The sequence below is a fragment of the Cohaesibacter marisflavi genome (assembly GCF_900115225.1).
GTDB classification, from domain to species: Bacteria; Pseudomonadota; Alphaproteobacteria; order Rhizobiales; family Cohaesibacteraceae; genus Cohaesibacter; species Cohaesibacter marisflavi.
Window position 1 is genome coordinate 1 of record NZ_FOVR01000007.1, and the last position, 19,508, is coordinate 19,508.

The window sequence follows — 19,508 nt, forward strand, 5'->3', positions numbered from 1 at the left end:
GCGGTAACGTGCGAAGCTTACTGATACTAATAGCTCGATAGGCTTGATTACTCTCATTTGTCTATATTCATTCAAGGCTACTTTTGCTCCGCAAAAGTGCTAAAACTAAGCGATAGGCGCTTTTTGCTCTAGCAAAACGCCGGTAGCTCAACCAGCTTCTCTGTTTGTTATTCGCCGGCCCGGTGGTTATGGCGAGGACACCAAACCCGATCCCATCCCGAACTCGGCCGTTAATATCCTCTGCGCCAATGGTACTCCGTCTTAAGACGTGGGAGAGTAGGTCGCTGCCGGGCCTGCTAATAACAAACATTCAAAAACCCCCCGTGCTCCATAAGCCGGGGGGTTTTTGCGTATATGGACAATATATATATATATGCTAGCACTAAAGTGGTGCGACGTCCGTAATTCTCCGATTTTCCTAAATTTCAAAAAATCGTTCTAATTGATTTCAATGAATTAAGAAACTAGCGGTTTTTGAAACAGAATATATTTCTTAATTTATATATTAAGACAATATTAGACAAATTAGGGCCTGAAAGTGGGCAGCGTTGTGCTTTGTAAAATGGCGTGTCTAAGGACATTGGAACATCGTTTTGAATAGTTAAATTATTGATTTAATTGGTGAAATTAAATTTACATAAGAACCTGATTGTGTTCTGAAATATATTATCTAGTATTTATTTGTATCGTAATGCGATTAAATTGCATTATAATGTGGGCATTCTAATGACCTCCTCTTAGATCGGGCGACTATAAAGAGTAAGATTATCAGTATCTTGCCGCGCTTGTGGACTGAAATCTACAAAGTGCATCGCATTGTGGTTAATCATAAAGGGAGGAACTTTATGGAGCACGCCAAAAGTACGGATCACGGATCCTTTTTGTGGCGCTTTTCGAAAAAATTCAATTTTGCAGCAGATAAGTTGATCCCGGAATCCTTTGTTTTCGCTCTTATCCTGACTGCTATTGTTTTCGTACTTGCCTTTTTCCTGACTGACTCTGGTCCGATGAAGATCGTAAACGCCTGGTACGGTGGTCTCTGGTCTATGATCTCGTTTGCTTTTCAAATGACGATCATGGTCGTTTTGACCAGCATGGCGGCTAAATCGCCGCAGTTGGAAAAGATTCTTTCTTCTATCGCCAGTACCCCGAAATCGGCTGCCAGCGCTTATGTCATCTTGATTATATTTGCAACGGTCGCCAGTTGGATCAACTGGGCGTTCGGAACCATTCTATCGCCTGTATTGGCGATGTATCTGTCCAAGAATATCAAGAAGGTGCATTTCCCTCTGATGATCGCGGCTGGATATGCCTGCATGATCATGGTTCAACCGATTTGTCCAAGCATTTCGGCTGTAGCTCTGCTAGCTTCTCCTGACCACTTTATGGTCGATCAGGTGGGCGTGATGCCTGTGAGTGAAACCGCGTTCAACCCGCTTGGCTTGATCATGGTTGCTATCCTGTTTGTTGTGACTTTGATGGTTACTATCAAGACAACTCCACCGGAGGATGAGGTTGTTTCTTTTGATGGTGAAATCAACCTGCAGGTAGAGGGAAAAGATGAAGCGAATGAAACTTTCGCGGATAAAATGAATAACAGCCGGTTGGTGCTGGGTGTCTTTTCGCTCATAGGAATCGTCTATTTCATCTACCATTTCATGACAGGCAATGGCCTGACGCTTAACTTCATCATCTTTATCTTCCTGATTGCCGATCTTATTCTCTATAAGACACCGAAAAAGTTTGTTGATGCCGTCAAACATAATATGGTGCTGGCAGCTAACGTTATGATCCAGTTCCCCTTTTATGGTGGCATCATGGGGGTCATGGCAAAGACCGGCCTGACGGGGGTTCTCGCCAATGGCCTCATTTTTCTTGCCAGTGAACACACCATTTATTGGTTCTCCTATGTTTCCGCTTCGATTGTGAACCTGTTCGTACCGTCTCAGGGCGGTCAGTGGATTGTGCAGGGGCCAATTCTGGTTGAAGCTGCCCAGGCGTTTGATGCACATATGCCATCTATCGTAACGGCTTTCATGATGGGGGATGAAGCAACCAACCTCATTCAGCCGCTCTACATCATTCCGGCATTGGCGCTGGTTGATATCGAGCTGAAGAAGGTTTGGGGCTTTATGGCCTTTATTTGGTTTATCTGGTTCATAACATCCACAATCGGACTGATTTTGTTTCCGATGATTTTATAGAAGAGCACCCTCAACATACGATCGATAGGGCTCTCGAATTGGTTTTCGGGAGCCCTTTTAGGTTGTTTTATAGTTTTGGCTGATTCTGAAGAGGCTTTCCCATAAGGTGTCTTTTGCTCGTATCCTGGCCGATATCTATGCGAGCGGTGAAGAACTGACTCAATTTTTCGTGGATTTTGGCGTAGTATTGCCATAAAGCAGATGATTTTTTAACGGGACCCAAACGGAGCATTGCGAAAATAGCAAAAGCAGAAGACACTTTTGGTTAAGTTGTTACATTGCGTGTTTGTTGAACGCTTCGATGGGAAGAGGGAGAAGCTATGAGTTTGTTTTTCGTAAAAAAGGCTGCCAAACTGGCTCAGGTTGGTGCTGCTGCATTGTTGGTTCCTGCGGTTTTCTCCGGTCCCGTTCTGGCGGCAAGTGATACGCCTTTTTTCACCGGCGTGTGGGAGCTGAATGACGGCAAGACCGTTCGGCCTTTGGTCATGAGCGACTGGCTTATCTTTGACGGCAAATTGCCCAACACGTGGCTCTATATGGCAAAGGGTTCTGTTCCTGGGCAGCAATATCGCTTTCTGGCGCGCAATGTTGGCGTCAATGGCGTTTCGGCTGCCTTGGTCGATGTAGCCCGTGTCGATGATACACATATGACCTATCGGGTGAGTGCCAAGGGGGCGATCATCGAGCAGGGCGAAGCCACGCGTCTAAGTGTACCCAATGCCAATGACTCCTGTCTGGCCGTTGATACCGAGCTGCAAGATCTGCTTGGCAACTGGGTTGTGGCGACAGATAAGAAGAAACGGGTTAAATTGAGTGAAGCGGAGCTGAATTTTGATGGTCAAAAGCAGGCTGTTGAACTGCGCCCCATCCGCACAGGACAGGTTGGCCTGGTTGTGAATGGCGCGCCTTATGCGCTCTTTACTGATGCAGGCGGCGATTATGCGGTCTTGCAAGTTTTGCCAACCGGTACTGCATCCTTTGCAGGCGGCCCGATCGGGCAGCATGTGAATTTCGCTCAAGAGGTTGTTTTGCGTCGGACCAATGGTCGGTGTGATGCTGCGATAGCAGGACGTCTCAAGCTGCTTGGCAAGCCGCATAAATAAGTGAAATCTCGCCTTTGCTAATTCTGCGCTGTCAGTGGTTGCTGGGCCTTGGCCTGTCATGAAACCGACAGCCGCAGTATTTAGCATGTCCTCTTTCATCTGCTGTGCAAAGGAAGGTCCGTTATGAAACTGATTTCAAAGGCCAAAGCATTTGGTGGAGAGCAGCGGCTCTATCGGCACCAGTCCAAGGTCACTGGAACCGAGATGGAATTCTCGGTGTTCCTGCCGCGTGAAGCGTTGGAGGGTTTCGTGTGTCCAACTCTCTTCTATCTGTCGGGGCTGACCTGTAGCTGGGAAGAAGTGGTAACCCAAGGCTTGCCACAAATGCATGCGGCCAAGCATGGGCTTATCTTTGTTGCGCCGGACACCAGTCCGCGGGGCGATAATGTTGCTGATGATGATGCCTATGATCTGGGACAATCTGCCAGCTTCTATCTTGATGCAACAGAAGAGCCTTGGTCGGACCATTTCAAGATGGAGACCTATCTGACATCTGAATTGCCCAAGCTTCTAATGGGGGCCTTGCCGGTGGATGAAGATGCAATGGGCATAACCGGCCATTCCATGGGCGGACACGGCGCCTTGACGCTGGCCTTGCGTCATCCGACACTGTTTCACTCGGTTTCTGCGCTGGCACCGATCTCCAATCCGGTTTCTGGCCTTTGGGGACGCAAAGCCTTTGAGGCTTATTTGGGCGAAGAAGAAGCCCATTGGGACGATCACGATGCCTGCGCGCTGATCGCCAAACTAGGCTGGGAAGGGCAGATCCTCATCGATCAAGGGCTGGCCGATGAATATCTGGAAGACCAACTGAAGCCATGGGCTTTTGAAAAAGCCTGCCGCCTGGCAAATGTCGATCTGACCATGCGGCTTCATGGTGGCTATGATCATTATTATCATTTCATCGCCAGTTTCATGGCCGATCATATCGAATGGCACGCGAAGCGCCTCGAGTGATCCGGGCCGAGTGCGCTCGTCGTTGTTGCAATCCTGACGCGATGCTGAGACTGCCTGCCTGAGGGGAACTACGCACATTTTGCGGGTTATCCTCAAGCGGGAGCAGATTCCTAACGAATTGCTAATTTTTTTCTCCCCTTTGACGATCAGAATCAGGCACATGTGATTCTCGATCCATATATCCTGATTTCAACATGGACCAGCTGTCATCATGGGCTGGATCATCTGCGGCTGGTCGACCGTATGCTGCGAGGTGTGAGGCCTTTGCTTTTGGGGCATATGGGTAGAACGAGCCGTTCATTTGTCGCAAGGCTATTTGAAAAGGCTCCGAGGGAGATAATAATGTCCGAAGAGTCTACTTCGGTTGGCAATCAGGCCCAAGAGGGTCTTGGTCGCCAAGTGCTGTTGGGTGCGCAAATGCTGTTCGTGGCATTTGGGTCGTTGGTTCTGGTTCCACTCCTAACCGGTCTGAGTTCGTCGGTTGCACTGTTTACTGCAGGGGCTGGCACGCTGGTTTTCCAACTTGTCACAAAGCGTTCTGTACCGGTCTTTCTGGCTTCGTCCTTTGCCTTCATCGCGCCGATTATTTACGGCACCGAGCAATGGGGCGTTCCAGCCACGATGTCGGGCCTGTTTGCAGCCGGCTTGGTGTATGTGGCGCTGTCTTTCCTCGTGCGCTGGAAGGGACAAAAGATCATTGACAGGGTGTTGCCGCCCATCGTGATTGGTCCGGTCATTATGGTCATCGGGCTTTCGCTTGCTCCTATTGCGCTTAATATGGCGCAGGGCAAGACAAGCGATGGGGCGGTACAGTTGGTGCCCTTTGATCAGTCTGTCATCATCGCGCTGGTATCGGTAAGTGTAACGGTGCTTATCACTCTGCTGGGCAAAGGCATGTTCAAGCTGGTGCCGATCCTGTCTGGTATCCTGTCTGGCTATGCGGTTAGCGTAATGTTCGGCGTGGTGGACTTTTCTGCCATTTCTGCCGCTCCTGTCGTGGCCGTTCCGCCGTTCGTCTTCCCGGAGTTCAATCTGGAAGCCATTCTGTTCATTCTGCCTGTTGCCATCGCTCCGGCGATTGAGCATATCGGCGATATTGCGGCAATTTCCGGTGTCGCCAAGAAAGACTTCTTCACCAAACCTGGCCTCAAGAACACGTTACTTGGTGATGGTCTGGCCACCAGTCTGGCTGCCTTGTTTGGTGGACCGCCGAACACCACCTATTCGGAAGTGACCGGCGCTGTTGCCCTGACCAAGGCTTTCAATCCAGCCATCATGACATTCGCTGCAATCTGGGCTGTTGTGCTGTCTTTCTCCGGGACGCTTGGCGCTGTTCTGGCGACCATTCCGGTGCCTGTCATGGGCGGCATTGAGGTGATCCTGTTTGGTGCCATCGCCGTGGTTGGCGTTTCGACGCTTCTCAAGGTCGGGGATGAGCTAACCGAAGCCCGCAACCTGATCATTGCTTCTGTTGTTCTGGTGATCGGCATTGGCGGATTGGAAGTCGGTATCGGCGATTTTGCGATCAAGGGCATTGGCCTCTGCGCAATCGTGGCCATTCTACTCAACCTGATTCTGCCAAAGCAGAGATCTGAAGAAGCCAAGGTTGAAGCGGCTGAATAAAAGGGGCCCGCTCCCCTTGCTCTAAAACGAACACAAAAGGCCGCGTCGGACGATGCGGCCTTTTTGCTTGTCAGCATCCCACATGGTTTGCCTTGTCGGTTTCGTTATAAAAGCGGGCCAAGGTTTCTGAAACCAAGGCCTGAAGCCGGTCTTTTACATGGCGCTTGACCGGGTGGGCCTTAAGGTCCGGATGGTAGACAAGCCAGGCTTCCTGCGGGTGATAAATCGTATCGCTCACTTGAACAAAGCCTTCCTCATGGCCAATCCAGGCTGGAAGGATACCCATGGCATTGCCCTTCTTGATCATGTCGATGAGGCCTTCCTGCTGGTTGGCGATAAAGCGCGGAGATTTCCCTTCAAGGATTGAGGCAATTGCCTTGTTTGAACTGGAATGGGGGCGGGTGTGGCCAAAGCCGACCCAATTCTGTTGTTGCCAACTGGCGGGATCGAAGGCGTCGGGATGGGTCTTGCAATAGTCCTGCGAGCCGAAAATACGATAGGTGAGATAGCCCAGCTTGACCGAGATGAGATTGCCCTGTTTGGGCACCTTGTTTCGAATGGCAAGGTCTGCTTCAAGGCGCGATATGCTGAGATATTCATCCTGAGACAGAAAGGTGAAATTGACGGGCGGCGTGTCTTCCGTATGAGGCATGGACGGTGTCAGGCGCTCGATATGTCTTGATGCTAGCCGCAGGGACCATGGCCGCACCTCGATCGTCAGGCGAACGGATTCCCGGGCCGGATTGGCTGCACTGGCGCGGCGCTGCAGGTCTGCCGCAGACAGGGCCATATTGTTGGCAGCTTCGAGCAATTGCTCGCCGGCCTGGGTCAATTCAAAACCCTGCTGATTATGGTCGAACAGGCGGAGGCCCAAATTGTCCTCAAGGCGAGAGATATGCCTCCCCACCGTTGGCTGCGAGAGCCCCAGATCGGCGGCGGCTGCGCTGAGGGTTCCCGTTTTCGCAACACGCAAAAAGCTTCGGATGGCGTTCCAGTCAAAATCCATATTGCTTGCTCCTCGCTATTCAAAAATGAATAACAAGATAGGATATTATTGGATTATTTTTGATTGGCAAGGGCGTAAAAGGAAGAGGGTCCAACAGATACAGGAGGTCTTCATGCTTGTCTGGATTGGCACGAAATTCGGCATTAATTGGTTTGGCAAGGCCCGCGCGGCGAAGCGGCGACCAAAGGCGGATCAGCTTCCCGATTGCGAAGCTATGCGCGATTTGATCAAGGGGCTCTATTTTTAAACGCGGGTTTTGTCGCTCCTGCGTTGATTGCTGACGTTGAAAAAAATCTGGCCAAACCGCCTGCTCACGGAGCGTCGGTTTGGCCAGATTTTTGTTTTCTCACAGCAATTCAGGGGCGGTTCTTTTCCAGAAAGGCGCCCATGCGCTCCACGGCCTTGAGAATATTTTCAAGGCTGTTGGCATAGGAAAGCCGGATATAGCCTTCGCCATAAACGCCAAAGTCCGGCCCGCCAATGGTGGCGACACCTGCTTCTTCGAGTAGACGCGAAGACAGCTCCTTTGCCTTGAAGCCTGTTTGCGTCACATTCGGGAAGGCATAAAAGGCTCCTTTGGGCATGACGCAGGAGACATTGGGCAGCTCATTGAGCGCTGCGACCACGGCTTTGCGGCGCGTGTCGAACTCAACCATCATCGCGTCGGCTGCGTCCTGAGGGCCGGTTATGGCGGCGATGCCTGCGAACTGGGCGGCGGAGTTGACGCAGGAATAGGAATTCACTGCCAGCTTGCGGACATGATCATAAAGGCTTTCAGGCCAGACCGAGAAGCCCAACCGCCACCCTGTCATGGCATAGGTCTTGGACCAGCCATTGAGCAGGATCAGCCTGTCTTCCAGTTCAGGATAGGAGGAGAGGCTCTGGTGTTCGAGGCCGTCAAAGGTCATGCGTGAATAGATTTCATCGGACATGATGGCCACCTCCGGCCAATCGGCGAGGCCCTTGACCAGTTTGTCGATCTCGCCTTTTGGCGTAACGCCGCCCGTCGGGTTGGACGGGCTGTTGACGATGATGAGGCGGGTATCCTTGGTGATCAGAGACAGCAACTCATCGGCCGAGAAAGCAAAGCCGTTTTCCTCGCGCAACGGTACTGGAATGGGCCGGGCGCCGGTGAATTCGATCATCGAGCGATAGATGGGAAAGCCCGGATCGGGATAGAGAATATCAACGCCGGGTTTTCCGAATAGCGTGATGGCCATATACATGGTGACCTTGCCGCCGGGCATGATCATGATGCGGTCTGGCGAAATATTAGCGCCATGGTGGGCCTTGAGATCTCCTGCCACCACCTCTCTGAGGCGTGGAATGCCAACGGCGGGGGTATAGCCGTGCTCTCCGGCCCTCAACGCCTCAATGGCGGCTTCGACAATATGGTCGGGGGTTTTGAAATCCGGTTGCCCGATGCCGAGATTGATGATGTCTTTGCCCTCGGCTGCCAACTGATTGGCGCGAGCGAGCACGGCAAAGGCATTTTCGTCACCGAGATTGAGGAAATTGTCGACGGGGTGGAGCATTGGGTCTCTCTCCGAGGCTGAATTGCTTTATGGTTGGCAACAGGATAGGGGCTGGGCAAAGGCGCGTAAAGTCTGTTGAGATACTGGTCTTTGCGCAAGCAAGCCGCTAACTTGGGCAGGACCAAATCAGTTTGACGATTAAGGGAGCCAACCATGATCAAAGCTATGTGGAGTGAGATGGGGCGCGATGATTTCGCCGATCCTGCGCTGGCTGATGCGGTGGCCGTGCTTCCCATTGCGGCGATTGAACAGCATGGTCCGCATTTGCCTACCGGTACGGATGCTATTTTGGCTGAGGGCTATATCGAAGCGGTTCTAGCGGAAAAGCCTGATGATCTGCCGATCATATTCCTGCCCGTGCAACAGGTAGGCTGGTCCGAGGAGCATCTGGATGGGGCTGGTACCCTGACGTCGAACTGGAAGCATCTGCTCCCGCTCTGGACGGACATTTGCCTTTCCGTGAAAAGGGCCGGTGTCAAGCGGCTCATCATCATCAACAGCCACGGCGGCAATGTGCCTTTGATGGATATTCTCATTCAGGATCTGCGCGTGCATCATGGCATGGTGGCTTCGGCTACCAACTGGCTGCGGCTGGGCTATCCGGAAGGGCTGTTCGAGCCGGACGAGATCGCCTATGGCATTCATGGTGGCGATGTGGAAACCTCCATGATGCTGGCCTTGCGGCCTGATCTGGTTTGCCTTGATGAGGCCGGGGTGTTTCCATCGCGCCAGCAAGAGATGGCAGAAGGCAACGAGCATCTGCGTTTTTATGGGCGCAAGCAGTTGGGCTGGATGGTGACGGATCTGAACGAAGCCGGCGTTGTGGGTGATGCTGCTCGGGCAAACGCTGAGAAGGGCAGAAAACTCATAGAGTATATTGCAGGGCAGTTTGTTTCCTATGCCAGAGAGGTTGTGAAAGTGGCGCCTTTCAGCTCTTGACCTTCCTGTTACTGGAACCCCTATATGTATTCTTGACTTTAAAATTCCTGTTAAAAGCTGGTCTTGATACTCATGTCTGAAACGGTTCTTTCTTCCCCAAGGGATGCTGCGCAAGCGGCGTCCGATACGCTTGTTTTTGATGTTAGCGGCATGCATTGTGCTGCCTGTTCGGCCCGTGTCGAGCGGGTGTTGAACGCCAAGCCCGGCATTGAGGCGCATGTGAATCTGGCGCTGGAACGCGCCGATGTCTCTGTGAGTGGAGGCCAGAGCGCCGATGACATCAAGGCGATGATCGAGAAAACCGGCTTCGGGGCCAGCCTCCGCCAAGGCAGCCTGTCTGAACGGCAGGCTCAGGCCGAACAGGTGGATGAAGGGCGCGAACGGGAAGAACGGCACTCTTTCTATCTTTTCCTTTTCTCCGCCCTTCTCACGTTGCCGCTCGTCGCACCCATGGTTGCTCACTGGTTTGGCGCAGCCTGGCACATGCCGCCATTTGTGCAGTTTGTGTTGGCGGCTGTCGTGCAGGTGGTTGTCGGGGCGCGCTTTTATCGTGGTGCGGCCAGCGCGCTTTCCAGCGGTGCTGCCAATATGGATGTGCTGGTCGCCATGGGCACCAGTTCGGCCTTTCTCTTCTCGCTTTATCAGATTTTTGCGCTTGGTGAAAACGCGGTCGGGCATCTCTATTTTGAAGCCTCGGCGGCTATCCTGACGCTGATCGTTTTTGGCAAATGGCTTGAAGGGCGAGCCCGGCGCAGCGCTGCCGATGCTTTGCGGGCGCTCATGGGGTTGCGTCCGCGTGAGGCACGTCTGGTGTCTGGTGACGGAGCCGGTGATCAGATGGTGCCGATTGAACAGGTCAAAACAGGAGATCACGTGCGTGTGTTGCCCGGTGAGGTGGTTCCCGTTGATGGACTGATCCTTGAAGGCCGTAGCGAATTTGACGAAGCCCTGCTTTCTGGCGAAAGCGAGCCGGTGTTGCACGAAGAAGGCGAGAAGGTCATCTCCGGCGCGGTGAATGGTGAGGGGGCCGTGGTGCTGGATGTGGTCGCGCTTGGCGATGATACGGTGCTGGCGCGCATCATTCGTCTGGTCGATCAGGCTCAGACCGGCAAGGCCAAGATGCAGAATCTGGCGGACCGGATTTCGGCCGTGTTCGTCCCGATCGTGATCGGGCTGGCGCTGCTCACCTTCATCGTCTGGCTCGCCATGGGCGGTGGCTTTGAGGCGGCGGTTGTGGCTGCCGTATCTGTTCTCGTGATCGCCTGCCCCTGTGCGCTTGGTCTGGCGACGCCGACGGCGCTGGTCGCCGGAACGGGAGCGGCTGCCAAAAATGGTGTGTTGATCCGCGATATCGATGTGCTCGAAGTGGCCGGCAAGGTGACTCATGTGGTGTTTGACAAAACCGGAACGCTGACTGAGGGCAAGCCAAGTCTGGTGGGCATCAATATGCTTGGTGCATCCAATGATGAAGCCGAGCTTGTGGGGGCAGTTGCCGCCGTGCAATCGGGCAGTGAGCATCCGTTGGCCAAGGCCTGCGTTGATGCCGCCAAGGAAAGAGGCGCCCGTATGCCGCAGGCAAGAGGTGTGACGGCCCATGTGGGCGAAGGCGTTGAAGGAACAATTGACGGGAAAACCGTTCTGATCGGAACGCGCGCCTTTCTGGACCGGAATGGCGTTGATCTTGCCGCCTCCGAAGATGCTTTTGCCGGGATGGAACAGGAGGGGCTATCGGTCTCGGCGGTCGCCATGGATGGAGCACTGGTTGCTCTGCTCGGGTTCCGCGATGAAGTGCGCGCTGAATCAAGAGGGGCGATAAAGGCGCTGAAGGCGCGTGGCTTGAAAACGGTTTTGCTCTCTGGCGATGCACCCGAAACGGTGCGTCGGGTAGGTGAGGCGCTTGGCCTTGATGATGTCAAAGGCGGCGTAACGCCCAAGCAGAAGCTTGATTATCTGACTGACCTGCAACAAGAGGGGCATGTGGTTGCCATGGTCGGGGATGGTCTTAACGATGCTCCGGCACTGGCTCAGGCCGATGTTGGCATCGCTATGGGGTCGGGCACAGATGTGGCCATCGGCGCGGCGGCCATTACGCTAATGCGCGAGGATGTCGGATTGGTTGGCGCTGCCTTTGAAATCGCGCGCCATACCTATCGCAAGATCTGGCAGAATCTGTTCTGGGCCTTTGTCTATAACGTCATCGGTATTCCGCTGGCCGCCTTGGGGTTGCTCAATCCGGCGATTGCGGGTGCTGCCATGGCCTTCAGCTCGGTGTCGGTGGTCTCCAACGCCCTGTTGCTAAGGCGCTGGAAAGCGTGATCTGAAGGGTAGGGATTCTGGAAACAAAAAAGCAGTTCTGAAAAGGACTGCTTTTTTGGTATTTTGTTGCCTTTGTGATCGAGTAGATCTGACTGGCTATGGTCAATTTGCCATCTTCCTGTCTTAGTCGCGATTTAATACCCTCAATGCTGAATCATTTCTGCGGTACAGATACCTGCTCTGGACCACCCAACCCGTGATCACTGAGGATGTCTTTCATGCCTTTCCGCCTTTGGTTTCTCCCAGCCGCTCTTGTGGTGTCATGTGGCCTTTATACTACTGCTCAGGCGCATCCCCATGTTTGGGTCTCTGTTCAGAGTGAGCTGGTTATGGACGGGCAAAAGATCACGGCGATCAATCACCGCTGGACCTTTGATGAAGCCTTCAGCGCCTTTGCGAGCCAGGGGCTGGATGAAAATGATGATGGTGTGCTTTCGCGTGAAGAGCTGCAGCCGTTGGCACAAGTGAATGTGGAATCCTTGTCCGAGTATGGCTATTTCTCAGAGCTGTACCAAAAGGGGGCTCCTGATACCGGCGAGACGGCCTTCGGTGACCCTTATGATTATTGGTTGTCTGTTTCCGGTGATCAGCTTGTGTTGCACTTCACATTGCCGGTGGTTGCAGATGTCGACACCCATCAGGAAGCCGTTCTCGACGTCTATGATCCCAGTTTCTTCGTCGACTTTACCTTTGCCGACAAAAGCCCTGCCAAACTTTTGAATGCTCCCGCCAATTGTCATGCCCGTGTCGAGCGCCCCAAGGGGCTGGATGATGATGTGGCCAGCCAGCTGGCGGCGATCCCGGCTGATCAGCGCGCTATTCCTTCCGATCTGATGCAGTTTACGGTCGCCATGGCCAATCAGGTATATTTGAAATGCGATTAAGTCTCGGGCCGTTCAGGCCTTCTGTCGGCACGCTGTTTGCTGGCTTTGCCCTTGTTATGCTGAGCGCGGCCTTTCTGTGGGTGGCAATGCCCCTCGCTGCTCATGCAACGCCGTCGCCATTCGGAGTGGCCTTGCCGGATACGACTGGTCCTATGGCAACCTCTGGCTTATGGGCCGATATCCAGCGCTGGATTTTGGCGCGGCAGTCTGATTTCTATATGGCACTCAAGGATGCGGTGAAGCTGGTGCGCACGAGTTGGCCCGCCTTGTTTTTGCTGCTCGGGCTTTCCATGGCCTATGGGCTTTTTCATGCTGCTGGTCCGGGACATGGCAAGGTGGTTCTGACAACCTATTTGTTTGCCAGCGGAGCCTCGGCGCGCAAGGGGGCAATTCTGGCTTTGGTGGCGGCAATGGTGCAGGCCAGCGTCGCTGTTCTGTTGATCGGCATCGCTGCGGTTCTGCTCAATCTCACCTCCATCGTGATCACCCAGACAGCCCAATTGCTTGAATTGGCCTCTTACGCCATGTTCGTCATATTGGGAGGCTGGCTTATCCTGCGGGCGATGCGTTCGGCGAGTCATGAATGGGGGCGTTTGAAAGGTAATGAGCCTGCCGTTGCGCATCATGTTGATCATCATGACCATGACCACCATCACCACCACCACCATGACCATCATCATGATGAGGCATGTGGCTGTGGCCACAGTCATGCGGCTCCGCTGGAGGTGATAGAGCAGGCCAAAGGTGTGCGCGGCATGGCGCTGGCAGTCATTTCCATGGGGCTGCGCCCTTGCTCAGGCGCGTTGATCGTTCTGGTCTTTGCCTTGTCGCAGAAAGTTTTCTGGGCCGGGGTGCTCTCTGCTTACGCGATGGGGCTTGGCACGGGATTGACGGTGGCTGCACTGGCTCTGATCGCGGTTTATGCGAGATCATTTTCGCAGGTGCTCGCCAACAGGGGGCTTCCCAGCAAAGCTCTGGACTGGTTCGGCGTGATCATTCTGTTTCTCGCCGGTGTCATCGTGTTGATGTTTGGTGGCATTCTGCTGCTTGCCAATCTGCTTTAGCGACATAGAGGCGTCAAACCTATCGCCCCGGTGTGGGGGGGGGCGAACAGTCAGGGTGCAAGTGTGCTTGATGTTGATTTGTCGACCAAGCCAAGTTCCATGGCCATGTGCGTCAATTGAGCCGCATTGCCTCCGCCGAGCTTTTCACGCATGCGCTGTCTGTGGCTTTCGACGGTTCTGACGCCGATGCCAAGGTCACCGGCGATCTCCTTGTTGGCCTTGCCCAAGGCGATGCCCCTGAGTACCTCAATTTCTCTCTCTGTCAGGTTGAAGGGGTTCTCGGGCTTTTCTTTCGCAGGCTTGAGGGCGTCAACGGAGATATTCTTGGAAAAATAATAGCCCCCTTGCGAAATGGTCTCGATCGCTTTCACCATGTCGCTGGCGCCAATATCCTTGAGCAGGAAACCCGAGGCGCCTGATTTGACAGCGGCACGCACGTATTCGGGATTGTCATGCATCGACAGGAACAGAATGCGACTGTCTGGCGATACGATATGGATCTGCTCCGCCGCTTCCAAGCCGTTGCAGTTGGGCATGGAGATGTCGAGCATCAGGATGTCTGGTTGAAAATCCCGTGCTTTCTCGATCGCCTGAAAACCATCTTCGGCCTCAGCGACGATTTCGATAGTCTCTTCAAGCTCTAGACGTGCGCGAATGCCGTCTCTAACCAGAGCATGGTCATCGGCGATGACTATACGAATTTTTTCTTTCATTTTTCGAACGCTGTTGGGAGATGCTTTGTAAAACGGGAGTGATTCCAGCCTTGGTTTGTTTCTCCGTTAGGATATAGTCACATTGTGGCAATTGAAAGCACACAATGTTCTGATTTGTACTTAATGAGTCATTTAAGGTATGGTTCTTAAGCTTGTGGTATCTTGATTGTGATTTTTAATCCACCCAACTCTCCTTTTGCAAATGTAAGGGCACCACCATGACTTTCAACCCTCTCGACCATGTTGCGCAGGCCAAGGCCGGAATCTGTGGTCAGTGAACTGGGGTCCGTGAAGCTCGTACCATCGTCTTCAATCGACAGTGTGATGGTCTTTTTTCCTTTTGTTCTTTCTTCAATGCAGAGGAAGATTTGTAACCGCTTGGCATCCGTGTGACGGACAACATTGGTGAGAGCTTCCTGGGTTATTCTGAACAAGGCTATCTTGGCCGCTTCAGGCAGCAGATAATCAACGCGGGTTGCTATGACATTTGTCTTGATCAGCGTGCTGTCTTCAAAATCCTGTCCCAATTCCCTGATTGCTTCGCTTAGGCCGATATTGGCCAGAGCCGAAGGGTGCAGTGCTTTTGAGATGCGGCGCACATCGGCAATCGACGTATCCAGAATTGCCAGACTCTTTTCCATGAGTGGTTGAGCCACTGCAGGTTTTGATATCTGCTCCACGGCCAGCTCAAGCCTGTGTCGGATGCTGACCAAGAGCTGGTTGAGACCATCATGCAGGTCATTTGATACGCGCTTGCGTTCCTCTTCCTGCACATCGATGATGCGTTGCGTTAAAGCCTTGAGCTTTTCATCTGCTAGTTTGTGTTCGTTGAAATGCAGTGCGGCGATGGAAAGGGCTGTGATGCCTATAATCAGCAAGGACATGATCAGGAATGTGATTTCCGTATGGCGTGCCGTCGCGCGCATATCTTTGTTCAAAACCGAAATTTCCTGCTTGATGTCGTCAAGGTAGGACCCGGTTCCGATCATCCAGCCCCAGTCCGGCAGAAAAGTTGCGTAGCCCAGCTTGAGGGTGTCCATTCCCGTTGATGGTTTGGGCCATTTGAAAGTGTAGTAGCCGCCACCATCGACGGCTCTTTTCATCAGTTCCTGAAGAAAAAAACGTCCTTGATCGTCGCGCTTGTACCAGAGATTTTGACCCAGAAGATCCGGGTTGGGGGCATTGACCAGATTGGTGCCGGCACGGTCATAGGCGAAAAAGTAGCCGTCTTGTCCGTAATTGAGATTGTGCAATATCTGGCGTACGGCCTCTCGGGCTTGTGGCGTCTCCTCGCCGTTGTTTGCATATTCATGGCGAATGGCGGTCAGGGCGAGTGAGGTATAGTTTTTCAGCTCCTGGCGACGAACCTCAAGGATTCGGTTCTCAACCAACTCGACTTCTTTTGAGATGAGGCGATTTGCCTCAGTGTGGATCATCCATCCTGTCAGTCCTGACACCAAAATGATAGGCAAGATAGCAATCAGCAAAATTTTGAGCTTAAATGCTAATTTTCCGTTGGCATTCGGGCAGTTTTGTGGTTGTTTCTTGCTCATGTTCCGACCCCGGACTGTTGTCTTGCATAGTGATACAGTATCTGGCTTTCTGATGCTATCATCGCAGCTTTTCGTTTTTTACATATTCGAACAAAATTGGCTAAGGCAGTCTGAAAATTAGAAAACAGCTCAAGGAGGAATCCTAAATGGATCGTCGCGATTTCTTGAAAAAAGCCAGCCTCGTGTCTGGCGGCGCCGCTGCAAGCACGCTCGCAGCTCCAGCTTACGCTCAGGGTAAGCGCACTTTGAAAATGGTCACGAGCTGGCCGAAAAACTTCCCCGGCCTTGGCACCGGTGCTCAGCGTTTGGCTGATAACATCACCGCCATGACCGATGGCCGCCTGACCGTGAAAGTCTATAGTGCTGGCGAATTGGTTCCTGCTTTTGAAGCCTATGATGCCGTGATGACCGGCACCGCCGACATGTATCACGCATCCGAATATAACTTCGTGGGCAAAAGCAAGTCTCTGGCTTTCTTTACCACCGTGCCAATGGGCATGACGGCAACCGAGTTTGACGCCTGGATTCATCATCAGGGCGGTCAGGAACTCTGGGACGAACTGGCAGCATCATTCAATGTCAAATCCTTCCCTGCTGGCAACACCGGCGCTCAGATGGGTGGCTGGTTCAACAAGGAAATCAAGTCTCTTGACGATATCAAGGGCCTGAAAATGCGTATGCCGGGCATGGGGGGTGAAGTGCTTCGCCGTCTGGGTGCATCCGCTGTTTCCCTGCCGGGTGGCGAAATCTTCCAGGCTCTGCAGTCCGGCGCAATCGATGCGACCGAATTTGTTGGCCCTTGGAACGATCTGGCTCTGGGCTTCTACAAGACCACCAAATTCTACTACTATCCTGGCTTCCATGAGCCAAGTGGCGGTATCTCCGTTGGTGTGAACCTGGATGTCTTCAACGACTTCTCGAAAGCTGATCAGGCCATGTTGAGAACTGCCTGCATCGCAGAAAACAACCTGCTGTCTTCTGAATACAACGCTCATAACGGTGCTGCTCTGGAGCAGTTGGTCAACAAGCATGGCGTCGTACTCAAGAAGTTCCCGGATGACGTTTTTGACGCCATCGGTAAGGTTTGCGAAGAAGTGGTTGCTGAATTCGGCGCTCAGGACGAATTGTCCGGTCGTATTTATGAAAGCTATCTGGCTGCCCGCAAGAATGTTGGCGACTGGATGCGTATTACCGAGCGTCCGTTCCTGGATGGTCGTGACCGCGTTCTTGGCTAAAGCTTCTGAAATGCTTGCTCCGCTCTCCCCAGATTTGGGGGGAGCATCTTTATGCCTGAAATTTGTTCTGGTTTATTTCAACATTTTCAGGTTCTCACACATAAGACCTTCACATCCGGGTTGAAGCGCTCGACCGGGTTGTGTATGCCAAACAACAAAAGTTCCGACCTCCCTTTGAGCGAACAAAATGGGTTTGTTTGCTTTTGTCTTATTGTTTGTTTTCGGTCGTGGACAGGAGTTAAACGATGCGCGCTCTGGCAGACCTGATTGATCGGGTCAATGTAGCGACGGGCAAAGGACTTGCCTGGTTCGCTCTTATCGTTGTTCTAATACAGTTTGTTGTCGTGTTGATGCGCTACATCTTTGGTGTTGGCTCCATCTGGGCCCAGGAACTGATTGTATACGTACACGCTTTTCTTTTCATGCAGGCTTCGGCCTTCACTCTTTCCAGAGACGGCCATGTGCGCGTGGATATCTTCTATCGTGAAGCGCATCCGCGCACGAAGGCCAAGATCAATATGTTTGGCGCAGTTGTTCTGCTTGTTCCTGTCTGTGTTCTGCTCGTCTTTGTCTCCTGGGATTATGTCTATAATAGTTGGGCGATTCTGGAAGGCAGTGCCGAAACATCCGGTATTCAGGCGCGCTTCCTGCTTAAGAGTGCCATCATCGTGTTCGCTATACAGATGGCCCTGCAGGGCTTTGTGATGTTCATGAGATCATGGTGTGCCCTTCAGGGTGATGAGATTGAATTGCAGCGCTTGCAGCAGATGGGAGAAGGCTGATGGAAGCGATTGCGCATTCTCTTGACCTGATGATGTTCGCTGCGGCTTGTGTCGTGCTCATGCTCGGCTTTCCGGTGGCTTTCAGCCTTGCTGGCGTTGCTCTTATCTTTGCTCTGATCGGTTGGGGCTTTGGTGCCTTTGAAATGTCGTTCCTGTCGGCCCTGCCGCAGCGTATTTTCGGCACCATGACCAACGAGACCCTCGTGGCTGTTCCTCTGTTCGTCTTTATGGGCGTTGTTCTGGAGCGCTCGAAGGTTGCTGAAGAATTGCTCGATACGATGGGGCGCATGCTCGGGTCGGTCAATGGTGGTCTCGGTATTGCCGTGTCCATCGTGGGGGCCCTGCTGGCAGCGTCTACCGGTATTGTCGGTGCGACGGTTGTCACCATGGGGCTCTTGTCTCTGCCGAGCATGCTCAAGCGTGGTTATTCTGCTGAACTGGCCTGTGGCTCGATCGCCGCTGCCGGTACCTTGGGGCAGATCATTCCGCCATCTATCGTGCTCGTCATTCTGGGCGACCAGCTCTCCAACGCCTATCAGAAAGCGCAGCTGGATATGGGTATTTTCTCGCCGGATCCGATTTCGGTGGGCGACCTTTTTGCTGGTGCATTGATACCGGGCTTGATGCTGGTTGGTTTCTATATCATCTATCAGATCGTCATTGCGACGGTGAAGCCGAGTGTTGCGCCTTCTATCCCGAAAGAAGAACGTGAGAAAGTGACTGTAACGGAAGTTTTCCACGCGCTGCTGCCACCACTCATCCTGATTCTTGCTGTTCTCGGCTCCATTTTGGGTGGTGTTGCCACGCCAACCGAAGCGGCCGCTGTTGGTGCCGTGGGTGCCATTTTGCTCGCTGGCTACCGTTTGGATGAAAAACGCGGCAAGAGCATCATTGCTGCCGCAGTTGGCCTTGTTGTTGCTCTGTTCCTGTCAGAATTCATGGATCTGCGCATTGCACGGGATCATATCGAGCCAATGGATCTGGCGGCCATTATCGTGGCCGCGATCTGCGTATTGCTTTTGGGCTGGGGTATGCTGACCGCGCTGATCCGGACCTATAAGAACGGTGTTCTGAGAACCGTCATGGAAGGCACCACTGAGGTGACAACCATGGTGTTTCTCATTCTGATCGGTGCTTCGCTCTTCTCGCTGGTGTTCCGAGGACTTGGCGGCGAAGAGATGATTCAGGAAGCCCTGGCCAGCATGCCGGGAGGCGCTGTGGGGGCTATGATTGCGGTTATGCTGCTGATGTTCTTCCTCGGCTTCTTCCTCGATTTTCTTGAAATCGTGTTTGTGGTTGTGCCGATGGTTGCGCCTGTGTTGCTGCAGATGGAAATGCCAAATGGCGATACCATGAGCCCGATCTGGTTGGGTATCATGATGGCGGTCAACTTGCAGACCTCCTTCCTGACGCCACCATTCGGCTTTGCGCTGTTCTATTTGCGCGGTGTGGCGCCTGCCTCCGTGCGCACGGGCCAGATTTATCGCGGTATCATTCCGTTCGTCTTCATTCAGGCGTTCGCCCTGTTGATCCTGTGGTACTTCCCGGAATTGACTACATGGTTGCCGCATCTGATCTATCGATGATCGGACGT

16 protein-coding genes and 1 rRNA gene are annotated in these 19,508 nt (G+C 53.0%); 13 read left to right on the top strand and 4 right to left on the bottom strand.

What is annotated here, in order from left to right; all coding sequences use genetic code 11:
* Positions 1 to 178: 178 nt before the first annotated feature.
* The 5 genes from rrf to BM258_RS13615 all read left to right on the top strand — a co-directional run bounded on the left by rrf (position 179) and on the right by BM258_RS13615 (position 5,887).
* A 5S ribosomal RNA gene (gene rrf, locus BM258_RS13595) occupies positions 179 to 293 on the top strand.
* 552 nt (positions 294 to 845) lie between these two features.
* Positions 846 to 2,204: a short-chain fatty acid transporter gene (locus tag BM258_RS13600; RefSeq protein WP_090073166.1), complete on the top strand. Its 1,359-nt coding sequence runs from the start codon at positions 846 to 848 to the stop codon at positions 2,202 to 2,204.
* Between the two features lie 320 nt (positions 2,205 to 2,524).
* The gene (locus BM258_RS13605; protein WP_090073168.1) at positions 2,525 to 3,307 is read left to right on the top strand and encodes a hypothetical protein; all 783 of its coding nucleotides are present in this window, start codon (positions 2,525 to 2,527) and stop codon (positions 3,305 to 3,307) included.
* Between the two features lie 123 nt (positions 3,308 to 3,430).
* The gene (gene fghA, locus BM258_RS13610; RefSeq protein ID WP_090073170.1) at positions 3,431 to 4,264 is read left to right on the top strand and encodes an S-formylglutathione hydrolase; all 834 of its coding nucleotides are present in this window, start codon (positions 3,431 to 3,433) and stop codon (positions 4,262 to 4,264) included.
* A 342-nt stretch (positions 4,265 to 4,606) separates the two neighbouring features.
* The gene (locus BM258_RS13615) at positions 4,607 to 5,887 is read left to right on the top strand and encodes a uracil-xanthine permease family protein (protein WP_090073172.1); all 1,281 of its coding nucleotides are present in this window, start codon (positions 4,607 to 4,609) and stop codon (positions 5,885 to 5,887) included.
* Positions 5,888 to 5,957: 70 nt separating this feature from the next.
* On the opposite strand, the gene BM258_RS13620 is transcribed toward BM258_RS13615, so the two are convergent.
* Positions 5,958 to 6,893 (bottom strand): LysR family transcriptional regulator, encoded by a 936-nt coding sequence (locus BM258_RS13620; protein ID WP_090073174.1) that lies wholly within the window; start codon positions 6,891 to 6,893, stop codon positions 5,958 to 5,960.
* A gap of 112 nt (positions 6,894 to 7,005) precedes the next feature.
* Here BM258_RS13620 and BM258_RS24950 point away from each other — a divergent pair, with 112 nt between their 5' ends.
* Complete coding sequence (locus BM258_RS24950; protein ID WP_280141771.1) at positions 7,006 to 7,140, top strand: hypothetical protein; 135 nt, start codon at positions 7,006 to 7,008, stop codon at positions 7,138 to 7,140.
* Between the two features lie 109 nt (positions 7,141 to 7,249).
* Here BM258_RS24950 and BM258_RS13630 read toward each other — a convergent pair whose 3' ends face one another.
* Positions 7,250 to 8,428 (bottom strand): pyridoxal phosphate-dependent aminotransferase, encoded by a 1,179-nt coding sequence (locus BM258_RS13630; RefSeq protein ID WP_090073178.1) that lies wholly within the window; start codon positions 8,426 to 8,428, stop codon positions 7,250 to 7,252.
* A gap of 153 nt (positions 8,429 to 8,581) precedes the next feature.
* Between BM258_RS13630 and BM258_RS13635 the strand changes: the two genes are divergently transcribed.
* The 4 genes from BM258_RS13635 to BM258_RS13650 all read left to right on the top strand — a co-directional run bounded on the left by BM258_RS13635 (position 8,582) and on the right by BM258_RS13650 (position 13,631).
* Complete coding sequence (locus BM258_RS13635) at positions 8,582 to 9,367, top strand: creatininase family protein (protein ID WP_210186751.1); 786 nt, start codon at positions 8,582 to 8,584, stop codon at positions 9,365 to 9,367.
* Positions 9,368 to 9,439: 72 nt separating this feature from the next.
* Positions 9,440 to 11,683: a heavy metal translocating P-type ATPase gene (locus tag BM258_RS13640; RefSeq protein ID WP_090073182.1), complete on the top strand. Its 2,244-nt coding sequence runs from the start codon at positions 9,440 to 9,442 to the stop codon at positions 11,681 to 11,683.
* Positions 11,684 to 11,901: 218 nt separating this feature from the next.
* Entirely contained in the window at positions 11,902 to 12,567 is a 666-nt protein-coding gene (locus BM258_RS13645) for a DUF1007 family protein (protein ID WP_175528068.1), read from the top strand.
* Complete coding sequence (locus BM258_RS13650; protein WP_090073186.1) at positions 12,558 to 13,631, top strand: nickel/cobalt transporter; 1,074 nt, start codon at positions 12,558 to 12,560, stop codon at positions 13,629 to 13,631. The genes BM258_RS13645 and BM258_RS13650 overlap by 10 nt, the downstream gene beginning before the upstream one ends.
* Positions 13,632 to 13,681: 50 nt before the next feature.
* Here BM258_RS13650 and BM258_RS13655 read toward each other — a convergent pair whose 3' ends face one another.
* Positions 13,682 to 14,344 (bottom strand): response regulator transcription factor, encoded by a 663-nt coding sequence (locus BM258_RS13655; protein ID WP_090073188.1) that lies wholly within the window; start codon positions 14,342 to 14,344, stop codon positions 13,682 to 13,684.
* Positions 14,345 to 14,490: 146 nt separating this feature from the next.
* Positions 14,491 to 15,780, bottom strand: a complete 1,290-nt coding sequence (locus BM258_RS13660; RefSeq protein ID WP_175528069.1) for a cache domain-containing protein — start codon at positions 15,778 to 15,780, stop codon at positions 14,491 to 14,493.
* 263 nt (positions 15,781 to 16,043) lie between these two features.
* Here BM258_RS13660 and BM258_RS13665 point away from each other — a divergent pair, with 263 nt between their 5' ends.
* The 3 genes from BM258_RS13665 (at position 16,044) to BM258_RS13675 (ending at position 19,500) form a co-directional block, all read left to right on the top strand.
* Positions 16,044 to 17,132, top strand: coding sequence for a TRAP transporter substrate-binding protein (locus BM258_RS13665; RefSeq protein WP_090073191.1), 1,089 nt, complete (start codon positions 16,044 to 16,046; stop codon positions 17,130 to 17,132).
* Positions 17,133 to 17,377: 245 nt separating this feature from the next.
* On the top strand, positions 17,378 to 17,914 hold the full coding sequence (locus BM258_RS13670; RefSeq protein ID WP_090073192.1) for a TRAP transporter small permease subunit: 537 nt from the start codon (positions 17,378 to 17,380) through the stop codon (positions 17,912 to 17,914).
* Positions 17,914 to 19,500 (top strand): TRAP transporter large permease, encoded by a 1,587-nt coding sequence (locus tag BM258_RS13675; protein WP_090073195.1) that lies wholly within the window; start codon positions 17,914 to 17,916, stop codon positions 19,498 to 19,500. Before BM258_RS13670 ends, BM258_RS13675 begins: the two co-directional genes overlap by 1 nt.
* Positions 19,501 to 19,508: the final 8 nt, after the last annotated feature.